Consider the following 24,147-nt stretch of genomic DNA (forward strand, 5'->3'; position numbering starts at 1 on the left):
TCGGGAATGACTGTGTTTTATCAGTATTTTCTAAGGGGACAGCTGTAATTTACAGTCTGTCCTTTTCTTTTTGCAAAAAGGAGAACACACGCAAAATGGCGAAATTAGAAGAAACATAGAAATATTCTTAAATCCTATAACAGTGGAGGCGGGCTATATTTATAATCATGCTCCAGAGGGTTATACTTGTCCCTTTTGTTTGTTGGTTTCGGGCATTGAAAATGAAGATGTGCATTCTAAGCAAGCGGATATTATTTATAAAGATCATTACATAACGGCTTTAATTGCTTCTCATTGGTATCCGAATAATGAAGGGCATGTTTTAATCATCCCTAATCAGCATATCGAGAATATTTACACATTGGAGGTTGAGATCTCAAACCGGATACATGAGCTGGAAATTGAAATTGCTAAAGGTCTTAAAGAAGTTTATAAATGTGATGGCGTTTCTTCTAGACAACATAATGAGCCGGATGGCAGCCAAGATGTATGGCATTATCATTTACATGTGTTTCCAAGATATCATGGGGATAATCTGTATGGCACTTATGGGAAGTTATCGGATGAATCAACAAGAAAAAATTTCGCCCAATTATTAAGCGGATATTTGAGCAAAAATAAGAACATTGGGGCTTATTAAGTTGAGGGAGGGAGAAGTATGAAGTCAAACTTTTTCGAAAAAGTTATAGAGTCAGAAGAAGAGCTGAGGTCTTTATTTGGGTACCCAAGCGAATTGGTTAACAACAAAACCATAACTGTTATAGATCATCATTGCCGTGATTATATCTCAAAATCTCCAATGCTTTTTATGGCTACAAGCGGTTCGTCCGGTGCTTGTGATGTCTCTCCGCGCGGGGACGCAGAAGGTTTTGTTCACGTGTTGGATGATAAACATTTAGTGATCCCTGAACGCCCTGGGAATAGACGGTTTGATTCTTTGCGAAATATACTTGAGAACCCAAAAGTCGGTTTGATATTCATCATCCCCGGACTTGAAGAAACATTAAGAATAAATGGGCACGCGAGTATAGTTAAGGATGAAGATATATTGAAACCTATGGAAGCGCATGGTAAAGTCCCGATCATTGGAATTGGCGTGGAAGTTGAAGAATGTTATATGCATTGTGCAAAAGCCTTTAAGCGGTCACATTTGTGGGATGACGATCATTGGCTTGCGAAAGAAGTCTTGCCTAATCCATCAAAAATACTGGCGCAGCATGCCCGTAAACTTGGAGTTACTCCAGAGGATATCTCAAAATCACTAAAAGAAAGCTATGAAAAACGGCTATATTAACATTTTCGACTTAGAAATGGAATGGGATTTGCCCTTCATTGTATGCTATATTTGATCTGGATAAGGCAACTGATCATTTTACAGATAATAATGGAGGCATCACAATGAGTAAACGTTATCGGATGACAAGAGCAATGCAGAATGCTGGAGATTCAGCAACAACCCTATCTTTAGAAGAGTGTAAGCAATATTTCGCATCCAAACCTGATTTCACCTATACATCAGTTTTTACAGTAACAGGTGCCACTACCATGTCCATTGAGGGAGATTTCTTTATGTGGAGCTATGGTGATACAACAATCCCATTTAGACATTATCAGGGCGATATTTATGTTTCTGGCGCCAATGAAGCCGTGATTCCTAGAATGCTTGAGGTTGCGAGTGATTTAAGAGCAGATATTGTGGAAGGGTAAAAAAAAGATGCCCCCTGAATCCTTCAGGGGGCATCTACTGTTAATTTTAGATCCGATCCGCTCAATCGTTCAAACGAACGGTGAGCGGATTTTTTTTGTATTAACCCAGTTCTACAACTACTTGGTGTACAGCACCGTCTCCAACTGGAGTGATGATGTTACCTTCTACAGCTGCGCCATCCAAGGTAAGACTAGCTACACCTTTGGATACATGGTTCGGGTTCTTGATTTGAATCACATAAGTATCTCCACGGAAGACACGGGTGATTTCAAAGCTGTCCCACTCTGTAGGAATACAAGGATCGATCTTCAGACCATTGAAGTCCGCTTGAATACCAAGGATAGATTGTGTAATCGCTACATAGTTCCAAGCCGCAGTACCAGTTAACCAGGAGTTTTTAGCTTCCCCGTGGCGAACGGCATCTTTACCTGCGATCATTTGCGAGTATACATAAGGTTCAGTACGGTGAATTTCGCTGATGTCCTCCAAGTAAGCAGGAGCAATTTTAGCGTAAATTTCAAACGCTCTGTCGCCATGTCCAAGTACAGTTTCAGCGATCATGATCCAAGGGTTATTATGGCAGAAAATACCAGCATTTTCTTTGTAGCCCGGAGGGTACGTAGAAATTTCACCCAGGTTCAGATAGTACTTGGAATATGGTGGCTGTTGCAATACGATACCGTATTTAGTATCCAAATGCTCTTGCACGGAAGTCAGAGCTTTTTCAGCTTGACCATCTTCCACACCGATACCGGCCATAACACAGATACCTTGTGGTTCGATGAAGATTTTACCTTCTTCGTTTTCTTTGGAACCGATCTTGTCGCCATAGTGGTCATAAGCGCGCAGGAACCAGTCACCATCGAAACCGTGAGTCAGTGTGATTTCACGCATGTTGTCAATCTTAGCTTCTGCATCCGTAGCTACATCATTAAGTCCGCGCATCCGGCAGATTTCTGCATAGTCCGGTCCAACGAAGACGAACAGACCCGCGATAAATACGGATTCCGCTACGCGGCCTTCGATGTTGGCAGTAGTTTGGAAAGATTCGCCCGGCTCTGTAGAGAAGCAGTTCAGGTTCAAGCAGTCATTCCAGTCTGCACGACCAATCAGCGGCAAGCCGTGAGGTCCGAGATTGTTAGTTACATGCTCGAAGGAGCGTTTCAAGTGCTCAAACAGAGTAGCTGTGTTATCCGGATTGCTGTCAAAAGGAACCTGCTCATCAAGAATCGATGTGTCGCCAGTTTCTTTGATGTAAGCAGCTGTGCCGAGGATCAACCAAAGCGGGTCATCATTAAAGCCGGTACCGACTTCATTGTTACCTTTTTTGGTAAGCGGCTGGTATTGGTGATAGGCACTGCCGTCTTCAAATTGTGTAGCGGCGATATCGAGAATACGTTCTTTAGCACGTTCAGGAATTTGGTGTACAAATCCGAGCAAGTCTTGGTTAGAATCGCGGAAGCCCATACCACGGCCAATACCGGATTCAAAGTAAGAAGCGGAACGGGACATGTTGAAGGTAACCATACATTGATATGGATTCCAGATGTTAACCATACGGTTCAACTTGTCGTCGCCACTTTGGATTTGATATTTGGACAACAGGTTATCCCAGTGTGCAGCCAGTGCAGCCAAAGCGGCGTCCACTTGAGCGTCTGTAGCAAATTGCTCGATCATAGCCTCTGCTGGTTTTTTGTTGATTACGTTCAGAGATTCCCATTTGTCTTCTTCTGGGTTTTCAATGTAACCAAGGACAAAGATGAAGCTTTGCTCTTCGCCCGGCTCCAGAGTAATGTTCAGGGCGTGCGATCCGATAGGGGACCAGCCGCTGGCAACGGAGTTAGTTGGTTCACCTGCAGCAACAGCTTGCGGGCTTTCCAGACCATTGTACATCCCTACGAAAGCTTCGCGGTCAGTATCAAAGCCGGCGATTTCTTTGTTAACAGAGTAGAAAGCATAGTGGTTTCTGCGCTCACGGTATTCTGTTTTGTGATAGATAACAGAATCCTTCACTTCAACCTCACCAGTGCTGAGATTGCGTTGGAAGTTAGTCATATCATCTTGTGCATTCCAAAGACAGAACTCTGCAAAAGAGAACAGTTTAACGGATTTCTTCGCGGAACCCGTGTTTTTCACTACAAGACGATGTACTTCAGCGTTATGACCCATAGGTACAAAAGCAAGCTGGTTTACAGAGATACCGTTGCGTTCACCAGTAATGGAGGTGTAGCCAAGACCGTGACGGCATTCGTAGAAGTCCAGATCACGTTTTACTGGCATCCAGCCTGGAGTCCAGAAATCACCATCATCATAAAGATAGTAGTAACGGCCGCCAGCATCCATTGGGATATTGTTGTAACGGTAACGGGTCAATCTTCTGAGACGAGCGTCTCTATAGAAGGTATAGCCACCAGCAGTATTAGAAATAAGTCCGAAAAATTGTTCATTACCCAGGTAGTTAATCCAAGGGTAAGGTGTTTTTGGTGTGTTAATTACATACTCTTTACGAGTGTCGTCAAAGGTACCGAATTTCATGTGAGAAAGTCTCCTTTCGATTGTGAACGCGCGTTTATAAGTTTCAGGAAAAATTCCCTCGAGGGAAGGGATTCTTTCCGTTGTTTCTAAAAGATAGTATTAGGCAGTGATTTCGAGAACCGATGATAGCAGCTTCACAGAAAAATATGTATTCTTCAGTGAAGGATGAATCTGTGCTACTTCTTCGGCGGTTGACAGGAATCTCTCTCCACTAAACGAGCTGGAAAGCTGATCGTGCTGAAAGTCGGCTGCTGCGAATCACACAGCTCGATTACTTTTTCCACTGCAGCCTTGGACATTTCATAAATCGGCAAGCGTACAGAGGTCAGCTTAGGCTGAATACGGGATGCCAGCTGAATGTCATCGAAACCCGCAATGGAGATATCCTCAGGGACAATGATTCCATGTTCGGAGAACGCTTCCATCGCTGAAATAGCCATGTCATCGTTGGAAGAGAAAAAGGCAGTCGGCAAAGGTTCACCAGAAGCAAGCAGCTTCTTGACCTCTTCATAAGCCGTCTCTTTCAGAAAATCACCCTTTAGGATAAACTTCTCATTCATAGGCAGACCATGTTTTTTCAGCGTGTCCTCATAGGCCGTGTAGCGTTCTCGACCAGAGTACGTATTCATTTGCCCACAGATAATGCCGATCTCTTGATGGCCTAAGGAGATTAAATGTTCAATCACTTCTGTGGTGCCCTCGTAATCTTTGGAATTCACAATGGCCAAATGATTGCGGTCAAGATGCTCCGACATAATCTCTGAGATATCATAATCAATCAGTACTAGCGGAGAATCGAGTCCCACCATTTCGCGGACGATATTAATATCCTTCTGAGTGCCGACAATTATACCACCGTCAATCCGTTTTTGCAGAAAAGCTTGTTTTACCTTCAGAAAATCGTCTGGAGAGTATACCGTATGAATCAGAACGTAACATCCGCGGGCATTCGACGTGTCGACTACGGCATCGACGAATGGTGCAAAGTAATTGTTCTGATAAATTCGGGTAGTGTTCTCTTTCTCGTTCATACTGATGGCGAACAATCCGATGGTATCGGTTTTCTTACCGGCCAGAGCCCGTGCAAAGCTGTTCGGTTCGTACTGATGTTGCTCAATCACCCGCAGCACTTTGGCCCGGGTTTCTTCAGGAACATTGGAATAGTTGTTGATCACGCGGGATACCGTACTTCGGGAAACCCCGGCCAACTTAGCAATATCTTCGCTGCGCATGTTTCCCCTCTTTTCATAAACGCGCGTTTATGAGTTTATTGTAAGCGAAAGCATCGTATAAATCAATCGTAAAAAAAGAAATTTTGCGATTAAATTAATAAAGGATGACATATTTTTAATAGAAGAAGAATCCTACCGAATAATGATAGAGCAGAACAACTAGAAATAGTTTGTATAAGTTTTTTGCGGAGAAAGTGCATTGAAAGCTATGAAAGTCATGCTACTATTGTGATAAAGGTTATTGAGAATGATAATCAATGACAATAAAGCATAGGAGTGAAGGGATCAATGGCAAGATGGGGTCAGAAGTTTTTATGGGCAGCGGTACTTATAATGGCAATAACTGCGCTGGCAGCATGCGGAACGAATAACAATACTGCGAAAGAAAACGTTGCTAAGACACAGAATGCAGAGGAATCTACCTCAGCGAGCACTAGCGCACCAACTGAAGGAAATGGAAATGCCGCAGAAGAGGGTGCAACTCGGATGATTGCCGGGGAATTCGGGGATGTCGAAATTCCAGTTAAACCACAACGGGTAGCCGGGATCTATGTTGAAGATTATTTGAAGGCATTGGGCATTACCCCGGTGGTGCAGTGGTATCATCCAAGCTGGGGCAAACAGGATTATTTAAATCTTGATGTACCAGAATTTGATATTACCGGTAGTATGGAAGTGTTGCTGGAAAAAGACCCTGACTTGATTATTGTGGATGGAGGTGCGGATGCGGCGAAATATGAACAATATTCCAAGATAGCACCAACCTATCGTCTACCTGAGGCGGTGTTGCAAGACTCAAGACAAGTGCTTACGGCTATTGCAGATGCCCTCGGTATTCCGGAGAAGGCGGAATCTGTCCTTGCAGCGTACGATCAGAAAGTGGCAGAGGGGAAAGCTAAGCTGCAACAGGCCCTGGGTCAGGAAAAAGTAGCAGTGATCCGGCTCAACGTAGCGGATAAAACCTTTGCTCTATTCGGTGTTAAAAACCGTTTCACCGGTGTAATTTATTCTCAATTTGGCCTGACACCTGTGCCTATGGCGGCAGAAATGACCGAATATCAATCTATTATCTCCGAAGAGCTTATCCCTCAGCTCGAAGCGGATCATATCATTGTGTTCCCTGACAACGGGGGCTGGGATACTGAAGGGAATCAGGAAGCGACTCAAATCCTTGATGGCCCGTTGTGGAAGAGCCTGCCGGCGGTGAAGAACGGGAATGTTTATAGAATGGAACGTTCCCACTGGCAGACTGGTGCCATCACAGCCAATTCGATGAAGCTTGATGACTTGCTGAAAGCTATGGTGAAATAAAACGGCAGCCGTCGTAAGGAATAGCATAAAGAAGGTCTATCAGCATAGTTGATAGACCTTCTTTTTTATTCTAAACTATAGTAAAGTGAATGAAAATGGTTCTCAATTGGAGGGCACTAGAATGGCAGAAGATTTACAAGACAGCAATAAAAAGAGGCTATTCTATAGCTTGATTAACATAGAAGCCCAATCCTTATCGGTGAACGGACAGACCTTAGTGTTTCAAAATCATACCCTGATCATTGTATCGGAAGGACAGGGATGGTTAGAAGCCGAGGAGAAGCGTTTTCCTCTGGAAAAAGGTGTCGGGTTCTTGTTCGAACCTGGGCTAATAAGCAAAATCAATGCAGAGGAGCGAGGACTTAGCTTCTATAGGCTTACGTTTGAAGTCATCGAAACGGGGGGAAGCAGGCAGAGTGGAATGGAAAAGGGGACTAAAGAAGGAATTCTCCAGTCCGGCCCGCTAAGCTGCAGACCTTTTTCACAATGTGCATTACTGCTGGAGGCTATCTATCATAGTCGCAGAAGTACGGAAGAGATTGAATGGTTCGCAGGCCATACCCGCTTTCAAGAGTTACTGCTGCTGATCATGCGGGCAAATTCCTCTGTCATCCAGATGAAAGGAGCCCATGAGGCGGTACAGCGTTCCATCCGCTATATGCAGGAACACTACAATCACGCCATAACCGTCGATCAATTAGCTGAAGTGGCAGGCATTACACGTGCCCGCTACACACAGATTTTTAAAGAAGTGACAGGGCGGATTCCCTTAGAGCATTTGAACGGACTTCGTATTGAAAGGGCGCAGCAGCAGTTGCTGCTTACGAATGACCGTATGCATGATATCGCGTTATCTGTAGGGTATAGCAATGAGTATTATTTTAACCGGCGTTTCAAAAGATCGGTGGGCGTTACGCCCGGCCAATACAGAAGCTTCCATCAGGAAGGGCTACGGGTGTTCGCTCCTTTTCTGGAAGACTACCTGCTGGCTCTGGATATTACACCAGTGGCGCAATATTCTCACGCTCAGTGGGGGAAGCAAGAGTATCTGTCCCTCCTCGATGTGCCTGCGGTTGATATTTCGACTGGCGATTGGCAGGAGCTCTCCCAGTACATGCCCGAACTGATCCTGCTGGATGATGGCTTTCAGCGTTGGCACCTGGATGAGTGCAGCCAAATTGCTCCGTTGTTCAAGCTGCCTTTTCATCAAGAGGATTGGCGGGCCACGTTATTTTCCGCAGCAGCCGTCTTTGGCAGAACGGATCGTGTCCAGGAAGTGATCGGCAATTATGAGCATCGGGCGCAGCAAGCTAGACGAGAGCTAAACCGTTCTGTCCAAGGGCAGACTGTAGCATGCCTTAGAATATCTTCCTACGGAATCAATCTCTACGGATGCGGGCAATTGGGGTATACAGGTAGCGTACTCCATGAGGATTTAGGTTTGCAGCCCCATGAATTGGTTCCGAAGTTGACCCGTGGACAGAAGCGGGTGAGCCTAACAAGAGAAGAGCTTGCGAGCCTCACTGCAGATCATTTGTTCATTACCTTTGATCGACAGGAAGGAGAAGGACGGGAGCTGTTGGATACACCACTTTGGCGCAATCTGCCCGCTGTTCGTAATCGCTGTGTATATGAGGTGGATTTTATGGCCTGGATGAATTATGGGGTATTGTCACATCAGCGCAAGATTGAAGATGTGTTAAGAGCGTTAGGGTAAGTCAGAAACTAGTCCAGATAAAAAAGAGGATAATAAGTGCCACTATACTGCTGATGCGAGTCATTAATAAATAGGCATCACTGGGTTCTACATCACCTTTCATCATCCAGCCATAGCGCATGTACCATCCCAAATGAGGAAAGAAGATATTAAGCAATGCTAACAGTACAAAGAGGAATATAAAAAAGCCCATGATTTATCACTCCTTTATCTAATGTATACGCCAGACTATACGGAGCGTTCCCTAACTAACAAGTGAGCTTCCATATATTTATTTTTAGGCGGGGGATACCCTAGCCACCTTGACAGGTGGTTGGGGTATTTTTGCGGCACTATTCAAGGCTATGTTATTGAAGGTGAATGTTTAGAGGCGTGCTGGTTGTGTTTACATAACAAAGAGTTCGGAAAATATAAAAATGTATTTCTAAAAATAAAGGAGGAATTGATCGATGTCTAACCAATATACGATGCAAGATCCTACCACTCAGTACACTAAGGCTGGACCGGAATTTCAGCAGCAACAAGAGGAGCCGGGTCTGCAGAAGAAAATGAATCCAGTACCTGATACAGGAGAAGATACCTATAAAGGAACTGGGCGTCTGACCGGACGTAAAGCGTTAGTTACGGGAGCCGACAGCGGTATAGGCCGTGCTGTTGCTATTGCTTTTGCTCGTGAGGGGGCAGATATTGTTCTATCTTATATGCCCGAGGAAGAGGAAGATGCAAAGCAGGTGGTCAAGCTAGTGCAGGAAGCGGGTCGTACTGCAATCGCCATTCCAGGCGATCTGAAGGATGAGACATACTGCGAACAACTCGTCGATACTGCGGTTAAAGAGCTAGGTGGAATTGATATTTTAGCCAATATCGCGGGCAAACAGCAATTCGTTCCAGACATCGCTGATCTCACTACGAAGCATTTTGACGACACATTTAAGACGAACGTGTATGCTATGTTCTGGCTGTGCAAAGCTGCGGTGAAGCATATGCAACCGGGCAGCACCATTATTAACACTTCTTCTATTCAAGCTTATAATCCCTCACCGATCCTTTTGGACTACGCGACCACCAAGGCTGCTATTAATACATTCAGTAAGTCTCTCGCTCAGCAAGTAGCTGATAAGGGGATTCGCGTCAATGTAGTAGCACCTGGTCCCGTATGGACACCTCTTCAAGTTGTGGGTGGGCAACCGGAGGAAGTGCTGAAGGAGTTCGGGTCGAGCACACCACTAGGTCGTCCGGGACAGCCTGCGGAGATGGCTCCGGCATATGTATTCCTGGCTAGCCAGGAATCTAGCTATATCAGTGGCGAAACACTGAATGCGAACGGCGGAACTCCAACTCCATAAACCGCTCAGCGGAATGTTGATATTGTAAATACGGCGAAGCATCCAAAAGTACCCTGCTAATTTTAGCTTTGGGTGCTTTTGTTTTTATATATAGAAAGGAGTATTATAGAATTCGAGACTTTTTCTCCCATTATTTTCATGGAATATGATCTATACTGATCAAGATTGTCGAATACATAGTTTTCCTGCGATTACCCAAGAAATAATTTGAACGGCTCTAAGTTATAGGGGAGACCCAGAAAGAATTAGGAGATGTATGATGCGAAAAAAGAAACTAGCGATCCTCACCATTTGCTGTGTCTTATTCATGGCGTGTTTTCAATCGGGATCTGTCCTTGCGGATAAAGGAAACGGAACAGTAGTAGATAGTGGAACCAAGGAAAGGCTGATGGAGAAGTATGATCTTGTAGAGCCTGAACCCGCAAATCCAGCAGCGCATGGGAGTCAATACGATTTTGGAATTAGTAACCCTATTGCTTTATTGGTCAGCATCAGTAGGCTGTATTTGTATCCATATGTTTTTGCAGCAGAGGAAATAATTAATCATATGATCGATCAAAGCGAAATTAGTTATTAGTTACGTGTATGTCTTTCAAAATATAATCCCAGCTATCATAATCGTTCATATCCTCAGGAACTTCTAACACACAAATATCATTAATGTTCCAATTTAATTCTTGTACCGAGGTTGATTCACGAACGGGAATAAGAATAAGAATAATAAATTCGTTCGGTTTTAATAAATCAGACAAAATTGACTGTAGCTCTACAGCCTGTTCATATGAGGCGGACCATCTAATGAATAAAGTTTTTTTACTGTGGATTAACTTGTCCCAAAATCTATTAATTCGTAATTCCAGCTTCGCTTTATACGAAGGATAGGTTATAGACCAGTGTTTACCTTGCTGGATTGGAAAATCATGAACTGAGATAATGTTATATAAAGTATCCTGAATAAAATAGGATTTCACTAGTGCATTTTTATTCCCATTAGGATAGACTGGTAATCCATCCTCCAGAAAAAAATGTGTTTCATCAAGAATTTGCAGATTTATTAATTCCATGAAATTTTGAAATCTATTCTTATAAAGTCTATTTACATCAGCCAATGAATAAGAAACCATCCAGTCGAGCGGCATGGAGAATTTCCTCAAGCTATTTCTTTGCAGATTTATAGCAGGAGCACAAGACATCCCTAAGCTTACTATTAAATCATAGCTTTTTTTCACAGCTTGTAATTTCATGGACTCACCCATTTTCAATCAGATTCAGTTTCTAATAAATTATATACACCATTTTCTAGGGTTGATTGGACTTTAAGTGCAATGAGATACACAGGAAAAAGAGAGCAGCAATGTCACTGCCCCCTAAATCTATTAGTTACGTTGTAACAAAATATATCCACTAATGCTTGAAGTTTTTTTACGAAAGACCACTTTAAAACCAACATCGTTGTCTAATAAGCAAGCCAAAGCGGTGTTAAGCAATCCGTTGGGTCTCAAGCTAGGTCTGCACGGCACGGCATTTCCAATAACACGGGCGGCAATAATCCTACGTGCTGATCCAGCAACCAAAGGATTTCTGCTCCAACTGATCAATACTAAATCTGGCTGACGAGTAGCCATGGAAGATCTACCCCTTTCTATTAAGTTTCTTTATATAAAATGCACCATTGATTTTAATGTGCTAAACCATAGCGGAGTAAGGAATACATAGGATCGAGTAGGGAGAGGGGCGAATAATATGGACAAGGTGTTACATAAGATAGCTAATTTGATTAGCGGTGAGGCTAATAGAATCATCATTGGGATTTCGGGTCATGGTGCATCTGGAAAAACAACGTTTGCTAATAATCTTTTAAAGCTTTTGCAGCAGGATGATGTGAATTATATTAATACAGACCCCTATATTGTTGAATCTAGTCTTAGAAAATACACTTCTATCGACTATGAATATAAGAATGTACATTATCACGATAAAGTGACAGCTTGTCATCCTGCTGCTCATCATATATTTGCTTTAGAGAGAGACATTCATATGTTGAGGGATGGGTTGGATTTTTACACAATTGGCACGGACTATACAAAAAATATGTTCATATCTTCACAAAAGAAGGTAAATATTGTAGAAGGCATGAGTGTTGCCTTTACTGATCCGAATTTGTATGATCTGAAAATCTACTTATACACGGATGGAGAAACCGAGTTGATGAGAAGGAGTATACGTGATGTTTCTGAAAGAGGAACAGATATTAATTATTTAAGAAAATCCCATGAACAGCGCAGGATGCAATATGAGTTGTTTATGCATTCTTATCATCATAAATTTGATATCGTTTTAAAAAATTCCAATGAAGAGTTTGTTCTTGAAAAGGGAACGTTGTAGAGGGGGAAGAGAATGCTTCCAAATGTTAGGCTAGCAACGATATGTGACGCGGATGTTTTGTCTAGATTAAATCATGAGTTCAATGGTGGAGTAAAACGTCCTGTGCCAGAGATCATCAAGTGTTTGAACAGCAATAATGAAGTGGTGGCCGTGGCTACTTTAAGGGATGAAGTAGTTGGTTTTGGCTGTGCTCAAAGTCTGAAATCATTTTGTTATAATGAAGCATATGGTGAAATTACTGAAATGTATGTAAAAGAGTCAGCTCGTAGAAATGGTGTCGCTACTGCACTAATTTCTTTTCTGGAAAGTCAGCTTTATTATCGTGGAGTCAAAACAGTTAAGATTTTAACAGGAGAAGATAATCGTGTAGCCATTAAAGCGTATGAATTGAGCGGGTATGTTAAGGATGATGAAGTAATGTTAAAGAAAAAACTTTAAAGCCATATTGAACAGTGAATCAGGCAATTTATTGTGCTGGTCCAATTGGATAGCAATAAAAGGACGGAAGCCGCTTTACTGGCTTCCGTCTTTTTGGAACTGTGGAGATGAACAGACGCTATTTATTTATCGCTGAGTCACCTATTGGAGTGAATGTATTCTCCACAGTAAGGTTAGAGAACTTAGCATAGTTCAGTTGCTCAATCTTATTGGCGACATCATTGCTGTCAACGGCGAATCCGACATATACCGAACCCTCCATAACAATAGTTCGCTCGCCAATTAGCTTCCAGTCTTTTTCGTCCGTTGATCCGTAAGCATAGAAAACATCTCCCTTACGACCAAGCTTGAGCCAATACCCTTGCTCCACACCATTAATTTTAAATGGAATATCTGAAACAAGTTGAATGCCAGCTTTTTCAGCAGCAGATACGCTGTCTAAAGTTTCAGTTAATTCATCAAATCCTCCACCCTTAATGTTTCTGCCCGTCAGATAAGATGACCAGCTGGTCTCTTTGGACAACTTCACATAGGAGATACCAAGGGCCGCGGCGGCGCTGTCTTTATTCAAGTCATCGCGGATCATTAGCCCGGTGAAGGCATGGTTGTCAACGGCCCCGATTTCTTCGAGCTTCGCGGTAAATTCCATATCTCCGTTCATTTCTTTATACACGAAGTGGAAGTCATCTTTGGTTGCATTGTTTGCTTCGGATCGTTCTGTGCCACCTTCACTTTTTCCAAGCTTTCCGTTGCCTTTAACGGTAAGCACATCATTTGTCATACTTCCGGAACCCTTAATGTTCGGATCACCGATATCTGCTGTAGTCCAACCCTTTCCAGCCAGGGAAGAGGTAGCAGCATTGATATGGATGTTAGTGGCTGTGGTCTGCGTCTCATTTCCTTGGGTATCGGTCACTCTTGCAGAAATATAGTATGAAGCATCCGTTAAATTCTTGAGGGTATATGTGTATGTGTTGCCTTTTTTGGCTGCTTCTCCAAGATATTTAGAACCATTATATACAGCAACTTTTTTTATTTTGTTTCCGGATTTAGGGGAAGCATTAATTTTAACTTCGACCTCTTTCCCGGTAACAAATTGTGCATTGTTTTCTGGCGCTAAAAGCTTAGCATCAGGGTTTTCGGCGACGTGTTTCATATCAACTAGGCCGTTAATATAAAGCTCAAGCCAGGTGTAACCATTTTTAGTAACCGTTTTGTATGCATCCTTGATGCCCCAGATTTTATTTTTCTTTTCCCACTTGTCGTCTATTCCGTTTTTATTAGTGTCAAATTGCTTATCATATTGAGCCTCAATGACGCCAAAGTCTGAAATGTAACCCCCGACTTCATGTTCAGTGTTGATATATCTTCCCGAGTTCTGCTCGACTTCTGCCACAATTCTTGCATCGATAGCATCGCGACGTGGATAGGTAGCTCCCGCTTGTTGCAGAATGCTTTTTAATAGTGATTCATTCGCTTGCTTTACGCCGGACTTAACATAATTATCAAATGCTTTATTGGTAATACCATGGTTAACTCCAGTACTGTCCGCGGAAAGATATGGTGTGGCTGCAAGGGTCGTCTTTTGTTCACCACTCTGTACGCCAGAAAATTTCACATAATCTGAAGAATCATTCAGTAAGCCTGTGAGCTTACCGTTAATTCTGTTTCCAGCAATATAGAAACCGCCCAGCTTGGTAGCTTCACCGGCGTCAATCACTCGGTTAGTTACATTCTCTCTTGTACCTGGGCCGGCAATTTCGATATTGTTCATAAAGTTAGTAAAAGTAAAACCTCCACCATAAGTGCCGTTAAAGCCCCAATTGTAAATTACATTGTTCGAGAACTGAACAACCGCCACATGATCAGCATCTGCCGCACCTGCGTAACCTCCGCCTAGTCTTGGGTTTCGCGAGGTATGGTTCGCATACAGATTGTGATGGAATGTTGTTTTGTCTCCGCCTGAAATACCGCCGTAGCCATGTCTTCCTTTGGAATGCCCGGATAGAGTCAGACTTTCGGAAATAATGGACCACTGGATCGTGCCATTTTCGCCTCTATATAAAGATAGAGTTTCATCTGTGTTCCAACTGAAGGAACAATGGTCAATGAGGAAGTAGTTGTTGTCTCTCCCCCAAAGCGCATCCATTGAATCACTGCCATTATACACATTAGTGGCACCCGGACGGAAAGCGGTGTACCGAATAATGATATTCTCTGAATTGCTGATATTGGTATCCCAACCTGCAATGGTAATTCCGTTGCCTGGAGCGGTTTGTCCAGCGATGGTCAGGTTTTTAATATTATTGAGACTTAACGTGCTCTTCAGTTCAATCGTTCCGGAAACATGAAAAACAATGGTACGACCCTCTTTAGGCGTAGATAAAATCCCATAGCGAAGGGACCCTGCAATCGGTTTGTCTTTTACAGCGTAATCTTCAAGGGTAGTTACGATGAATACATCGCCCCCTCGACCACCGCTTGTATAGGCGCCGCCACCTTCCGCGCCAGGAAAAGCAAGAATAGAGGCACCCGCAAAACTTTTGTCTCCGTCTGCCTGCCCTGAAGCTGCAAGTGTGTGACCTCCTAAAAATGAAAACGCTACCGAAAAACTCAATAAGACACCTATAACCTTACCTGATTTTTTACTCTTCCATTTCATCTTTTTGACGTATAACATGGATACAGTCTTATCGCTGAATGCTGTTCCTGTTATACTTCCTCCTCTCAGTGAAATGTTACTGGTCTGCGACAAGCAGCTTACTGGTAATACTTTAAAACTTTTAGGGCGTATTTACCTGCCAAAAAAATCTTTTTTTGTGCCAACTATTGCTCTTTGGTTCTTGCGTAAACGAACAAATTCATATTATGTTCTTAGTATTACAGCAGCTATAGTGCTTGGCATTCCATGACGATAGGGAGAAAAACATGAATATTAAATATCAGCATCGTGACCAGGCGTTTCACTCCTTTATTTCTACCAATAACACTTATCCTCTTCATCTACACAAAAATGTAGAGATGACAATGGTTTTGTCCGGCAAAATCAATATCAACATCAATGGAAAAGAGTATGATTTGTCTGAAGGAGACATAGCGATTATTTTCTCCAATCAACCTCACAGCTACAAAACCCTAGAGAAAAGCCAGATCCTGCTGTTCTTTTTTGACGCCACTTTTCCGGGGGATTTTGCGGGGGATTTGCTTAATCATGTTCCGGATAACCCTATAGTTTCGAAACAAAAGGTGCTTCAAGATCTGCTGGAAACCTTGTATAAACTATATAAAGAACAATGTGATGTTCGTCTGCTCAAGGCTTATACCTCTGTAGTATTAGGGCACGCGCTGCCGTTACTGTTAATGAAAAAAGTAGACTATAAAAAAGAAATGGATCTCGTCCCCAAAATCCTAGCTTACATCGACATGCATTTTTTAGATCACATAAATCTGAATACGCTTTCAAGAGAGCTTGGCATTAGTAAATTTATCATTTCCCGAATCTTTTCTGAGCAGTTTCATATTTCATTTCGTGATTACATCAATGGCCAACGGGTAGCCTTTGCTCATATGCTGCTGTTATCCACTACCCATCCGGTCACGGATATCGCGTTTGATTCCGGATTCAATAGTTTGCGTTCTTTCTATCGTGTTTTTAAAAATGAATACGGGATCACCCCCAATGAATTTCGCCGAAAAGTATCGAAGGAGTGTGTAGAATGAAAATGATGAGGATGGCTTATATTCTATTTGATGGGATGACAACGTTAGATTTTGTTGGTTTTTACGATGCGGTTACCCGGATGGGAGTTCTAAAGGCGATAGAAAATGTATCGTGGGATTTTTGTTCCAACAAGGAAGAAGTCACGGATGATCGAGGATTGACGTTGAAAATAAACCAGGTTTCCCCTGATCTGTCAGCCTATGATTTGATATTTATCCCTGGAGGGTTTTCGACTCGACAACTTAGATTCGATACTAATTTTATAACATGGATTCAGACTAAGTGAAGATGGATTACCCATATTACAAAGACAATTAACCCTTCCAAAGGGAAATCATAACTATAATATATGGGAATTAATGATATAATATCCAAAGTGAAATAATTAAGGTGATGAATAGAGGTGTAAGTATGTTGGACACAAACAATAGCAATAGAATGCTGGTAACTTTTCCTCATAGTAAAAAATATCCTTATTTAACTTCATATTGTTTATTAGCCAATGCTTTATACGTAGGTTTGAATGTGTTTTTTGATCTTAGTGTTTATTATTATTTATTTTTTGTCCTGCCAGTTTTTCCTTTTCTATTTATTTCGTTAAAAAGTCAAAAGGAAAAGCATAAACTTGAAGTACTAGATGATAGTGTAGTAATTGGTGAAACAAATATTACGTGTGGTTCCTTGAAAAAAATTGTGATTCATAATCCTATTTCAATATTTTTTCATATAATTCCGGCTCGAAAAAAGAAAAAAATAATTACGATACAGGTAAATAAGGATGAAGCAAAAGATATTTTTACACTATTAAATAAATGGGCACAAAAAAATAGTGTGGAGATCGAAAAACAATATTAGAAGAGCCACTTAGTCCCAGAAGAGATGTTGAAGATATGAGGTGTCACGATGAAGATAGGAAAACCGATTAGAAAGAAGGTATACGGATTTATTTTGCAAGACAATGAAGTTGGAGAAAAGACTTTATTAGTCTATCTTAATGAACCAGAAGTACCCTTTAGATTAGTAGGTGGAAATGTCGATGCCGGGGAAACAGAAGAAGAAGCGTTATTCAGGGAAATTCAAGAAGAAAGTGGACTTAAACAATTTAAATTAGTAAAGAAAATAGGCACACAATATTATTATAAGGATTTTATAGATGCGAATGTCGAAAGACATGACTACCTTCTAATTCCAGAAACGAGATTACCTGAAAAGTGGAGCTTCACTGGAGAAGGAGAAGGTGAAGACTGTGGGACTATTTTTAACTACCAATGGATAAATCAAGATGAAATAGACTTATTAGATAAAGAGTTTAGAGAATACATGACGGAAGATTACATGCAAGAATTATTCAGCAAGGTAAAAAGGTAATCCATCTAAACCAAGTGCGAAATGATGATTTGAAAAATCGGCTGTAAGTATAAAAAGCATAAAGATGGTGGGATTGTTTTGCGTGCAGTTAAGCCTATAATGTTATGGTTTATTTCGACGATTTTATTCACCCTGGCAGCCTTTGGATTGGAGCTTTGGGAAGGAACTAAAATAAGTACAACAGAATATTACGGTTTTCAAAACATTGGGTTTGCTTTTATTTTTCTGGTGTTCCTCTTTTCAGTTCTTCTTTACCCGGTTATACTGCTTCCTTTATCATGGGTTATTCGAAAGATAGTTAATCCTTTAGTAAACCGCATAATGATATTCTTATTGAGTGGTATTGCGGGATATGGTTTCTTTTACGAGGTGTACGATGAACGCTTTATACGGGAATACCATTTGAATAGTAGTACAGCTATTATTTTTTTCGGTATTGCTGGTTTCATCTATGCTCTGGTGGATTACTATTTTGAGTCGCAAGCCATTAAAGCCGAACAAAATCCCTGCTAACCGTGGCGGCCGGCAGGGACGTTATTTTTTAATCTAAGTATTAGGTAATTTGTTAACCTCATCAGTAAAGGCTTCCAAGTACTGGGTGAATAATCCTGTATCTATTTTGGTGGTTGCATCATTTGCAATAGGAGGCGTATCTTGGATTTGTTTGTACATACGATCCATCTCACCCGTGAGCTTAGCCCAGATGCTTTTAATTGAATCATATTTTGCATCAAGGTTGCTGATATAACTATCGTATTCCATTTTTTGAATCATAGCTTTTCCTAATTGCTCGATTGTAAAATCTATATCTATTGTTTCACCCGTAGAGCCAGTTCCTGAACCTGCATACCAGCTGATATCAACAAATCCATCATTCCAAATATCTGAAACGACAAAATTACTGATTTCTTTAAGCATCGCTTCAGGAGACTGTTCAGTTGTACCTGCATTACCTGAATCAGAGGTATTATTTACAGGTTCCTTGAAGAGTTTCCTCACTTCGTTAAATGCATCCTTATCTTTGTCATTAGACGAATACCCCCAACCAACTTTGTCATTTTTAATAAAAATGATAAGTTCGCTATTGGAGGAAGACTTCTCACCTTGGATAAGCACGAGTTTATCTTTTCCGCCATCTTTGTCCGTATAATCAGCTGTTTCAATTACTGTAGGATTCTTAAGTTTATTATTCTCGGGTGTCTCAGTAGATTCAGCCATTTGGAAAATGGGTTGTACATCTGGAAGTATATTTTCGGATACGAATTTCTTTTTCGCTTCGATATCTGAACCATTGAGGAAAATCTCTACATAGTTGAGAGCCAGTTTCTCGGAAGCTGTAAGTTTCTTTTTTGGCTCAGGAGTGGGCTCTGAAGGGCTGGCTGTTGCTTCGGACGGTGTAATTCCTGTAGACGTTGTATTCTTTTTCTCTGAATTTGTTGTGGAGCTGCCACATCCTGAAAGGATTACAATAGTTGCCACGATACATAAAAAAGCTTTTTTGTTCAATTTTATATCCCCCTAAATCTGCTAATAATTGCTAATTAATTCTACCAGATATAGGAATAGTAATCTATGAATTATAATTTATGGCGGAACCAATATATTAGATTAGCGTGTTTTATTTGTCGGAGGTGAGCATTTTGCTGAAAGTACTAAGAGTGTGCGGTATTTTATTCAGTGCAGCAACAATCATTCTGGGAATCACATTTTTCCGCGGCCAGGATCAAGTGATAGTGTCTTGGACTATGCTGGGGATGTGCGGAGCTTTAATATTTAATGGAGCGGCATTGTATTTGAAAACGAAAGATAAAATGGCTGTGCTATCCTCGATTGTTGGGATTGTATTGTTAATAGTCTCGCTTACTCAGTTTCCTTTTTAAAAATTAAAAACAGCCTCGTCAACCTTAATGGGTCGGCGGGGTGTTTTTACGTTTTCTACTTTATACTTATTTCTTTTTCTTCTTTGTGGGTCCGATCTGGCGTCTTACCTTATTGTTCTCATCTACCTCAATAATATAAATCTCCTTCACTGTACCGGAGAGTGTAAACCATTCACGCATAGCTTCAGCCTCAGTCATCGGTCCTAATATTCGTTTCCCCCTATAACATATAAAAAACACTCATACTCCTTAGTTTGTTTGCAGAAATGCAATAAATGCTTATAGAACAAATTATAAACTTGGGCGATGACTTTGTATGTAATAATTCATGCCTGGCGGGATATTTTTACATTGATTAACGAACGTACGTTTGGTTATAATACAAACAAACGTTCTTATCCTTGGAAGGTGAGTAATTATGCAAATAAGTATGGGTCAAACCATTGAAATAGTGTACCAAGATAAATCAGGTAAGATATCTCAACGTAAAATTGATGTGAAAGGGATTCGTGGGGGATATATTCGCGCAACTTGCTTATCAACCGGAGCTCCGCGCGTATTTCTGGAGGCTAATATTCTTGCTTGGCAGCCTGTGCAAAAAAAGCGCTATGCTTAGTGACACCGCACGAAAGCTACTAATGATCATGCGCCACTCTGCCGTGCATCATGCTCATATGCCAACTCTACAGGAGTTAGAGATCAAGAGTGGACGGACACCAGATAAGATCATTAGTGGGCTTAGGGAATTAGTTAACGAAAAATATATAGAATGGACCCCACACACTCCACCCGAGAGCGCCCGAATTATTGAAGGCTGGGAAAGGATTGACCCTAGGTTTAAAAAGAGAAAGTCAGAGCCACAAGAACTCCAATGGGGGATAGATGGTAGTAAAACGAACTACTGGACGGATTATTAGGAGGGCAGCTTCATGATGAAAAAATTAGAGAACGTATGGGAGTGTAGCAGAATGATATTGCCCGAACATAAAAACCGGATTATAGATGACAATAATGAGCAGGAACGTCGTGAAAAACCCACTCTAGATCTACAGGAGATAGAGCGCTTTGAAATATTGTTATATCGTTCGATGGAAGAGCACAGCCCGATTACACTCACTCTGTTTGATCCCATGGAGAATATATTAAAACGAGGTATTGTGATGAAGCTGGATAAACAACAGGGAATTAAACTCCGCTGGTCGGAGGAGGAGTGGGATTGGTTCAAGATGGAGGATGTTATTGCAATAACTACATAATGCACTTCATAAAAAACAGGTTAGGAGCAATCTCCTAACCCGCGCTGTACTTCTGATGTTAATGTTCTGCTCCGTGGAATAAGACCACTGGTGAGGTACTTGGCAGTGCTGGCGCAATGCTGACGATAGTGAGGACCAACAATAAAGAGACGGCAAATTTTTTCACAGAGACTCAACCCTTTCTTTGAAATTTATTATTTTCTCTTCAAAATCTTTAATCTGAGTAGCATCAGCACATGAACGTAATGATTCGAAGTATACTACTGCTTGTTTAAAGATTTTATCAGAGTTTGTGACCTCTGCAGAATCTAATAATTTCATGCTATATTTGATAGCTGTATTATAATCTTGAATTTTTGTTTTATATCTGATCATATTAATAAAAAAAGTTTCTTGGTAGGAATTTATTATAATTTCATCAGCAGCGGTATCCTCAAATTTTGAAATACTATTAGAGAAAAGTTCTAAATGAGATTCAATGTTTAAATTGAAATTAGTAGCTGTTTTTAACAAAGTTATCAGTCCCGGTAGAACTTCTTTAGTGTTGGATAAAAGGAAAGAAACATAACGATCTATGAATTGAATATTTCCGGAAAGCACTTCTACTTCTAAGAGATTTGGCTCTGATATGTACTTATAATAGGCTACCTCATTTAATCCTTCAGCATCTAATCCCTTGAACCAACTCAAATCACTGTAAGCTTTAATGTAAGTTCGAGCTTTATCATAATTTTCGATTTCTTTGTGGGCTAGTCCCAACATAAGCAAGCTGTATCCATAATAATAAATTAAAGGTCGTTGGTGTTTTAGTTCCAGTTCATTATTGTGTGTGTAATTATTATAAATTTGAGTTATTCGGTTGAAAAAGGTATCTGCTAGTTTTAGAAGATTGGGCCAGCTTTCAAAAGAATATATCATTTTAAGAACTTTTACGGCTGGATCAAGATCTAGAAGATTTATATCTAAATCTAAATCGATATTTCCATCCAACGGCCTCACCTGCCTTTATTTTACATAATATACCTGTATTATACAATGTAATCAATAGATGGTCAATTAAGTGCTCCATATAAAAAATAGATGATTAATAGGGACCAATAGAGTAAATCTATCCATTATTGCGCCATGATGTGTGCCTGGGAAAGCTTTGGTAGTAGTAGATTACCGCTCTAGATGGCCACATAAAAAGTCATATAGATTATGTAATGCCTCAAGAATAGCAGCAGCTACGACATAAACTAAAAGGTTGCTATTGATTAAATCATTTACCGTATTATGTTTTGTGAGTACAAACTGGAAGAATGTGTACATCGTTTGGAGGATGTGACAACAGTTGCTCTACTTAATACACAGTACGAAGATACAGTTCATTAGATGAGTAGGAGTATCCCTCTTCTCCCAAAGGCTATGACGAAGTAGCCGCAAACTATTCATTTAGTTGAGTTGAGCAACGTGAAGTAAATAAAAAGCCTACACCATAAAAATGTAGGCCCACCCATTAAAAGTTACTCTGTTACTAATTTTGAGAAAATGCTTAAATCAATAAACTTTCCTTTGGACTTTTCGCACTTTCTCATTGTTCCTTCGAATGTATAGTTTAACTTTTGCAAAACTCTGATGGAATTATTGTTTTCGGGTTCGACTTTTGCTTCTATCCTGTTGAAATTTAAAGTGTTGAACGCATAATCCATTAGAGATTGAATGGCCTCAGGAGCATATCCCTTACCCCAATAATCTTTACTAATATCGTATCCAATCTCTGCTTTAGCATTTGAAGAATCTATAGAATTATAACCGCAGGAACCAATTATGCGATTTGATTCTAACTCAATTACGGAATAACGAATAGCTTTGTTTTCCAAAGACAGGTTATTAAGAATTTTAATCATTTCTACTGCTTGGCTTTCCTCAGTGAAACTATTGATATTCATAAACTTTGTAACCTCTGGATCAGACCAAATGTTAAACAAACTAGCAGAGTCAGATAATTTCATTTTTCTTAATATTAGTCTTTCGGTTTGTATTTCTGTAATCAATATATTACCTCCATTATCTATTTATTTTGGGGTTAAGATATCGATATCTGCGCATAGTTCAGTCCCTTCAATATTTAATTCAACACTATTATAACGTAAGAGTTTTTTTATGTCACAGTACGAAGATACAGATCATTCAAGGAGTAGGAGTGTCCCTCCAAAGGTCATGACGAAGTAGACGCATATTGCGAAGTATAGAGGCTATCTAGCGGTAATGCAGCCTATTTCTCTTTTGGCAGAAGTAATGTTCTTATAAAAGCGCCAATACAGCCAGAAAGAATAATAATCATTACAACATTTAGTGATCTAATAAGTACCGAAGATGAAAAAATTAATTGAAGGCTTTTTTGTACGATGATAATTCCAAATACCAAAGACATGGTGATTAAGAATGTTTGGATAGATATTTTCAAATCATTAATTCCTCTCTAAACAAATTACCAAAATCTAAATTTAGTTTAACAAAAAATGATTGAGTGAAACGTAGTGCGAAGATACATGACATTAAGGGATAGAGGAAGTTACAGAAATCCTCTCCCAAAGGCTATGAAGAAGTAGCAGCCTATTGCGCATCAGGGAAGAGAAGGTCGTCGTTTTGATAATGAAATGATGTTTTTGTCCTTATCATCACCATGGTCTGCATTTTCTTCTATCTCTTTTTTCTCATCGTGAAACTCAACAGGAGATTGGGCCGTGATGTAGTCAAATGGAGTGTAATTATTATTTGGTAATTTTCTTGTAAGGATTACCTTTACAATGATGATTCCTAATGAGAGATAGAAAATCGCGCCTACTCCAGCCAACATGAACAGTACTAATCTCATTGTTAACACCGCCTTTGTTTGATTTTATAATCAAATGTTAATATTTACAAGATTCAGGCTGCTGAGTACTATTCATTCGACTGAGATTTGATGCACAGTAGGAAATGCTTGGGCCACTAGATTTTACAAATGGTGGAACCTTCGAACATACGAATGAAGTGTAGCACAATAGTCATACCTACACATGAAGTGGTTTGACAGTTATAAATATTAATTACTTTAAAGCATCACAGAAAGGTTGTTTTACAGACACCATACTCATATGGATATCCGATCTCATCTTTAAATGTAACCTCTGCACCATATCGACAGATACTGCTCTTAGAGACAGAACCTTTAATGTTGTGTATTTCATCTACTGTGCTTCTTGGTAATAAGATAGGTTTTTAG

The 24,147-nt window shown here is 40.6% G+C and carries 29 protein-coding genes; 18 read left to right on the top strand and 11 right to left on the bottom strand.

The window, feature by feature from the left end:
* Positions 1-70 precede the first annotated feature (70 nt).
* The 3 genes from MHB37_RS11670 to MHB37_RS11680 all read left to right on the top strand — a co-directional run bounded on the left by MHB37_RS11670 (position 71) and on the right by MHB37_RS11680 (position 1,707).
* Positions 71-640: an HIT family protein gene (locus tag MHB37_RS11670; RefSeq protein ID WP_341171787.1), complete on the top strand. Its 570-nt coding sequence runs from the start codon at positions 71-73 to the stop codon at positions 638-640.
* Between the two features lie 18 nt (positions 641-658).
* Positions 659-1,294: a pyridoxamine 5'-phosphate oxidase family protein gene (locus MHB37_RS11675; RefSeq protein WP_076212728.1), complete on the top strand. Its 636-nt coding sequence runs from the start codon at positions 659-661 to the stop codon at positions 1,292-1,294.
* A 104-nt stretch (positions 1,295-1,398) separates the two neighbouring features.
* Complete coding sequence (locus MHB37_RS11680; RefSeq protein WP_076130570.1) at positions 1,399-1,707, top strand: hypothetical protein; 309 nt, start codon at positions 1,399-1,401, stop codon at positions 1,705-1,707.
* Positions 1,708-1,807: 100 nt separating this feature from the next.
* Here MHB37_RS11680 and MHB37_RS11685 read toward each other — a convergent pair whose 3' ends face one another.
* Both MHB37_RS11685 and MHB37_RS11690 read right to left on the bottom strand, forming a co-directional pair.
* Entirely contained in the window at positions 1,808-4,243 is a 2,436-nt protein-coding gene (locus tag MHB37_RS11685; RefSeq protein WP_405169263.1) for a GH36-type glycosyl hydrolase domain-containing protein, read from the bottom strand.
* 176 nt (positions 4,244-4,419) lie between these two features.
* Entirely contained in the window at positions 4,420-5,475 is a 1,056-nt protein-coding gene (locus MHB37_RS11690) for a LacI family DNA-binding transcriptional regulator (RefSeq protein ID WP_036685989.1), read from the bottom strand.
* A gap of 288 nt (positions 5,476-5,763) precedes the next feature.
* Between MHB37_RS11690 and MHB37_RS11695 the strand changes: the two genes are divergently transcribed.
* Complete coding sequence (locus MHB37_RS11695; protein ID WP_076130569.1) at positions 5,764-6,786, top strand: ABC transporter substrate-binding protein; 1,023 nt, start codon at positions 5,764-5,766, stop codon at positions 6,784-6,786.
* 121 nt (positions 6,787-6,907) lie between these two features.
* Positions 6,908-8,503, top strand: a complete 1,596-nt coding sequence (locus MHB37_RS11700) for a helix-turn-helix domain-containing protein (protein WP_076189814.1) — start codon at positions 6,908-6,910, stop codon at positions 8,501-8,503.
* A gap of 1 nt (position 8,504) precedes the next feature.
* Here the strand turns inward: MHB37_RS11700 and MHB37_RS11705 are convergent, their stop codons facing one another.
* The gene (locus tag MHB37_RS11705) at positions 8,505-8,696 is read right to left on the bottom strand and encodes a DUF6199 family natural product biosynthesis protein (RefSeq protein ID WP_076130567.1); all 192 of its coding nucleotides are present in this window, start codon (positions 8,694-8,696) and stop codon (positions 8,505-8,507) included.
* Between the two features lie 256 nt (positions 8,697-8,952).
* Between MHB37_RS11705 and MHB37_RS11710 the strand changes: the two genes are divergently transcribed.
* Positions 8,953-9,849, top strand: coding sequence for an SDR family oxidoreductase (locus MHB37_RS11710; protein WP_076141729.1), 897 nt, complete (start codon positions 8,953-8,955; stop codon positions 9,847-9,849).
* Between the two features lie 256 nt (positions 9,850-10,105).
* A complete protein-coding gene (locus MHB37_RS11715) occupies positions 10,106-10,426 on the top strand; it encodes a hypothetical protein (RefSeq protein WP_340917982.1) in 321 nt (106 codons plus the stop codon).
* Here MHB37_RS11715 and MHB37_RS11720 read toward each other — a convergent pair.
* Both MHB37_RS11720 and MHB37_RS11725 read right to left on the bottom strand, forming a co-directional pair.
* Positions 10,416-11,093 carry a DUF1796 family putative cysteine peptidase gene (locus MHB37_RS11720; RefSeq protein WP_405169264.1) on the bottom strand — a complete coding sequence of 226 codons (678 nt, stop codon included), beginning with the start codon at positions 11,091-11,093 and terminating at the stop codon, positions 10,416-10,418. The genes MHB37_RS11715 and MHB37_RS11720 overlap by 11 nt on opposite strands.
* Before the next feature lie 132 nt (positions 11,094-11,225).
* Complete coding sequence (locus tag MHB37_RS11725; protein ID WP_076136059.1) at positions 11,226-11,474, bottom strand: hypothetical protein; 249 nt, start codon at positions 11,472-11,474, stop codon at positions 11,226-11,228.
* Positions 11,475-11,592: 118 nt separating this feature from the next.
* Here MHB37_RS11725 and MHB37_RS11730 point away from each other — a divergent pair, with 118 nt between their 5' ends.
* Positions 11,593-12,234, top strand: a complete 642-nt coding sequence (locus MHB37_RS11730) for a uridine kinase (RefSeq protein WP_405169265.1) — start codon at positions 11,593-11,595, stop codon at positions 12,232-12,234.
* Positions 12,235-12,246: 12 nt separating this feature from the next.
* A complete protein-coding gene (locus MHB37_RS11735; protein WP_405169266.1) occupies positions 12,247-12,672 on the top strand; it encodes a GNAT family N-acetyltransferase in 426 nt (141 codons plus the stop codon).
* A 118-nt stretch (positions 12,673-12,790) separates the two neighbouring features.
* On the opposite strand, the gene MHB37_RS11740 is transcribed toward MHB37_RS11735, so the two are convergent.
* Positions 12,791-15,289: an Ig-like domain-containing protein gene (locus tag MHB37_RS11740; RefSeq protein WP_405169267.1), complete on the bottom strand. Its 2,499-nt coding sequence runs from the start codon at positions 15,287-15,289 to the stop codon at positions 12,791-12,793.
* A gap of 311 nt (positions 15,290-15,600) precedes the next feature.
* On the opposite strand from MHB37_RS11740, the gene MHB37_RS11745 reads away from it, so the two are divergent.
* From MHB37_RS11745 to MHB37_RS11765, 5 genes are all read left to right on the top strand, one after another.
* The gene (locus MHB37_RS11745) at positions 15,601-16,392 is read left to right on the top strand and encodes an AraC family transcriptional regulator (protein ID WP_340395493.1); all 792 of its coding nucleotides are present in this window, start codon (positions 15,601-15,603) and stop codon (positions 16,390-16,392) included.
* Positions 16,389-16,679, top strand: a complete 291-nt coding sequence (locus MHB37_RS11750) for a DJ-1/PfpI family protein (RefSeq protein WP_405169268.1) — start codon at positions 16,389-16,391, stop codon at positions 16,677-16,679. The genes MHB37_RS11745 and MHB37_RS11750 overlap by 4 nt, the downstream gene beginning before the upstream one ends.
* A gap of 125 nt (positions 16,680-16,804) precedes the next feature.
* Positions 16,805-17,248, top strand: a complete 444-nt coding sequence (locus tag MHB37_RS11755; protein ID WP_339173492.1) for a hypothetical protein — start codon at positions 16,805-16,807, stop codon at positions 17,246-17,248.
* Between the two features lie 48 nt (positions 17,249-17,296).
* Positions 17,297-17,761, top strand: a complete 465-nt coding sequence (locus tag MHB37_RS11760; RefSeq protein ID WP_076183322.1) for an NUDIX domain-containing protein — start codon at positions 17,297-17,299, stop codon at positions 17,759-17,761.
* 78 nt (positions 17,762-17,839) lie between these two features.
* Positions 17,840-18,274, top strand: a complete 435-nt coding sequence (locus tag MHB37_RS11765; RefSeq protein WP_081386269.1) for a hypothetical protein — start codon at positions 17,840-17,842, stop codon at positions 18,272-18,274.
* Positions 18,275-18,307: 33 nt separating this feature from the next.
* On the opposite strand, the gene MHB37_RS11770 is transcribed toward MHB37_RS11765, so the two are convergent.
* Positions 18,308-19,267, bottom strand: coding sequence for a hypothetical protein (locus tag MHB37_RS11770; protein WP_405169269.1), 960 nt, complete (start codon positions 19,265-19,267; stop codon positions 18,308-18,310).
* Between the two features lie 134 nt (positions 19,268-19,401).
* Here MHB37_RS11770 and MHB37_RS11775 point away from each other — a divergent pair, with 134 nt between their 5' ends.
* Entirely contained in the window at positions 19,402-19,641 is a 240-nt protein-coding gene (locus MHB37_RS11775; RefSeq protein ID WP_076189823.1) for a hypothetical protein, read from the top strand.
* Positions 19,642-19,707: 66 nt separating this feature from the next.
* Here the strand turns inward: MHB37_RS11775 and MHB37_RS11780 are convergent, their stop codons facing one another.
* A complete protein-coding gene (locus tag MHB37_RS11780) occupies positions 19,708-19,881 on the bottom strand; it encodes a hypothetical protein (RefSeq protein WP_405169270.1) in 174 nt (57 codons plus the stop codon).
* Positions 19,882-20,059: 178 nt separating this feature from the next.
* On the opposite strand from MHB37_RS11780, the gene MHB37_RS11785 reads away from it, so the two are divergent.
* Genes MHB37_RS11785 through MHB37_RS11795 form a run of 3 tightly spaced genes read left to right on the top strand, consistent with a single transcriptional unit; the run spans position 20,060 to position 20,897 of the window.
* On the top strand, positions 20,060-20,257 hold the full coding sequence (locus tag MHB37_RS11785; RefSeq protein ID WP_305953709.1) for a hypothetical protein: 198 nt from the start codon (positions 20,060-20,062) through the stop codon (positions 20,255-20,257).
* On the top strand, positions 20,220-20,558 hold the full coding sequence (locus tag MHB37_RS11790) for a hypothetical protein (protein WP_076130556.1): 339 nt from the start codon (positions 20,220-20,222) through the stop codon (positions 20,556-20,558). Before MHB37_RS11785 ends, MHB37_RS11790 begins: the two co-directional genes overlap by 38 nt.
* A gap of 12 nt (positions 20,559-20,570) precedes the next feature.
* Positions 20,571-20,897 (top strand): YolD-like family protein, encoded by a 327-nt coding sequence (locus MHB37_RS11795; RefSeq protein WP_076279830.1) that lies wholly within the window; start codon positions 20,571-20,573, stop codon positions 20,895-20,897.
* A gap of 162 nt (positions 20,898-21,059) precedes the next feature.
* Here MHB37_RS11795 and MHB37_RS11800 read toward each other — a convergent pair whose 3' ends face one another.
* The 3 genes from MHB37_RS11800 to MHB37_RS11810 form a co-directional block, all read right to left on the bottom strand.
* Complete coding sequence (locus MHB37_RS11800) at positions 21,060-21,887, bottom strand: hypothetical protein (RefSeq protein WP_076189826.1); 828 nt, start codon at positions 21,885-21,887, stop codon at positions 21,060-21,062.
* A gap of 515 nt (positions 21,888-22,402) precedes the next feature.
* Complete coding sequence (locus MHB37_RS11805; protein WP_339173500.1) at positions 22,403-22,933, bottom strand: GNAT family protein; 531 nt, start codon at positions 22,931-22,933, stop codon at positions 22,403-22,405.
* A 572-nt stretch (positions 22,934-23,505) separates the two neighbouring features.
* Positions 23,506-23,757 (bottom strand): DUF3951 domain-containing protein, encoded by a 252-nt coding sequence (locus MHB37_RS11810; protein WP_036686019.1) that lies wholly within the window; start codon positions 23,755-23,757, stop codon positions 23,506-23,508.
* Positions 23,758-24,147: the final 390 nt, after the last annotated feature.

Source organism: Paenibacillus sp. FSL H3-0286 (assembly GCF_045040705.1).
In the GTDB taxonomy this organism is placed as follows: Bacteria; Bacillota; Bacilli; order Paenibacillales; family Paenibacillaceae; genus Paenibacillus_AQ; species Paenibacillus_AQ odorifer.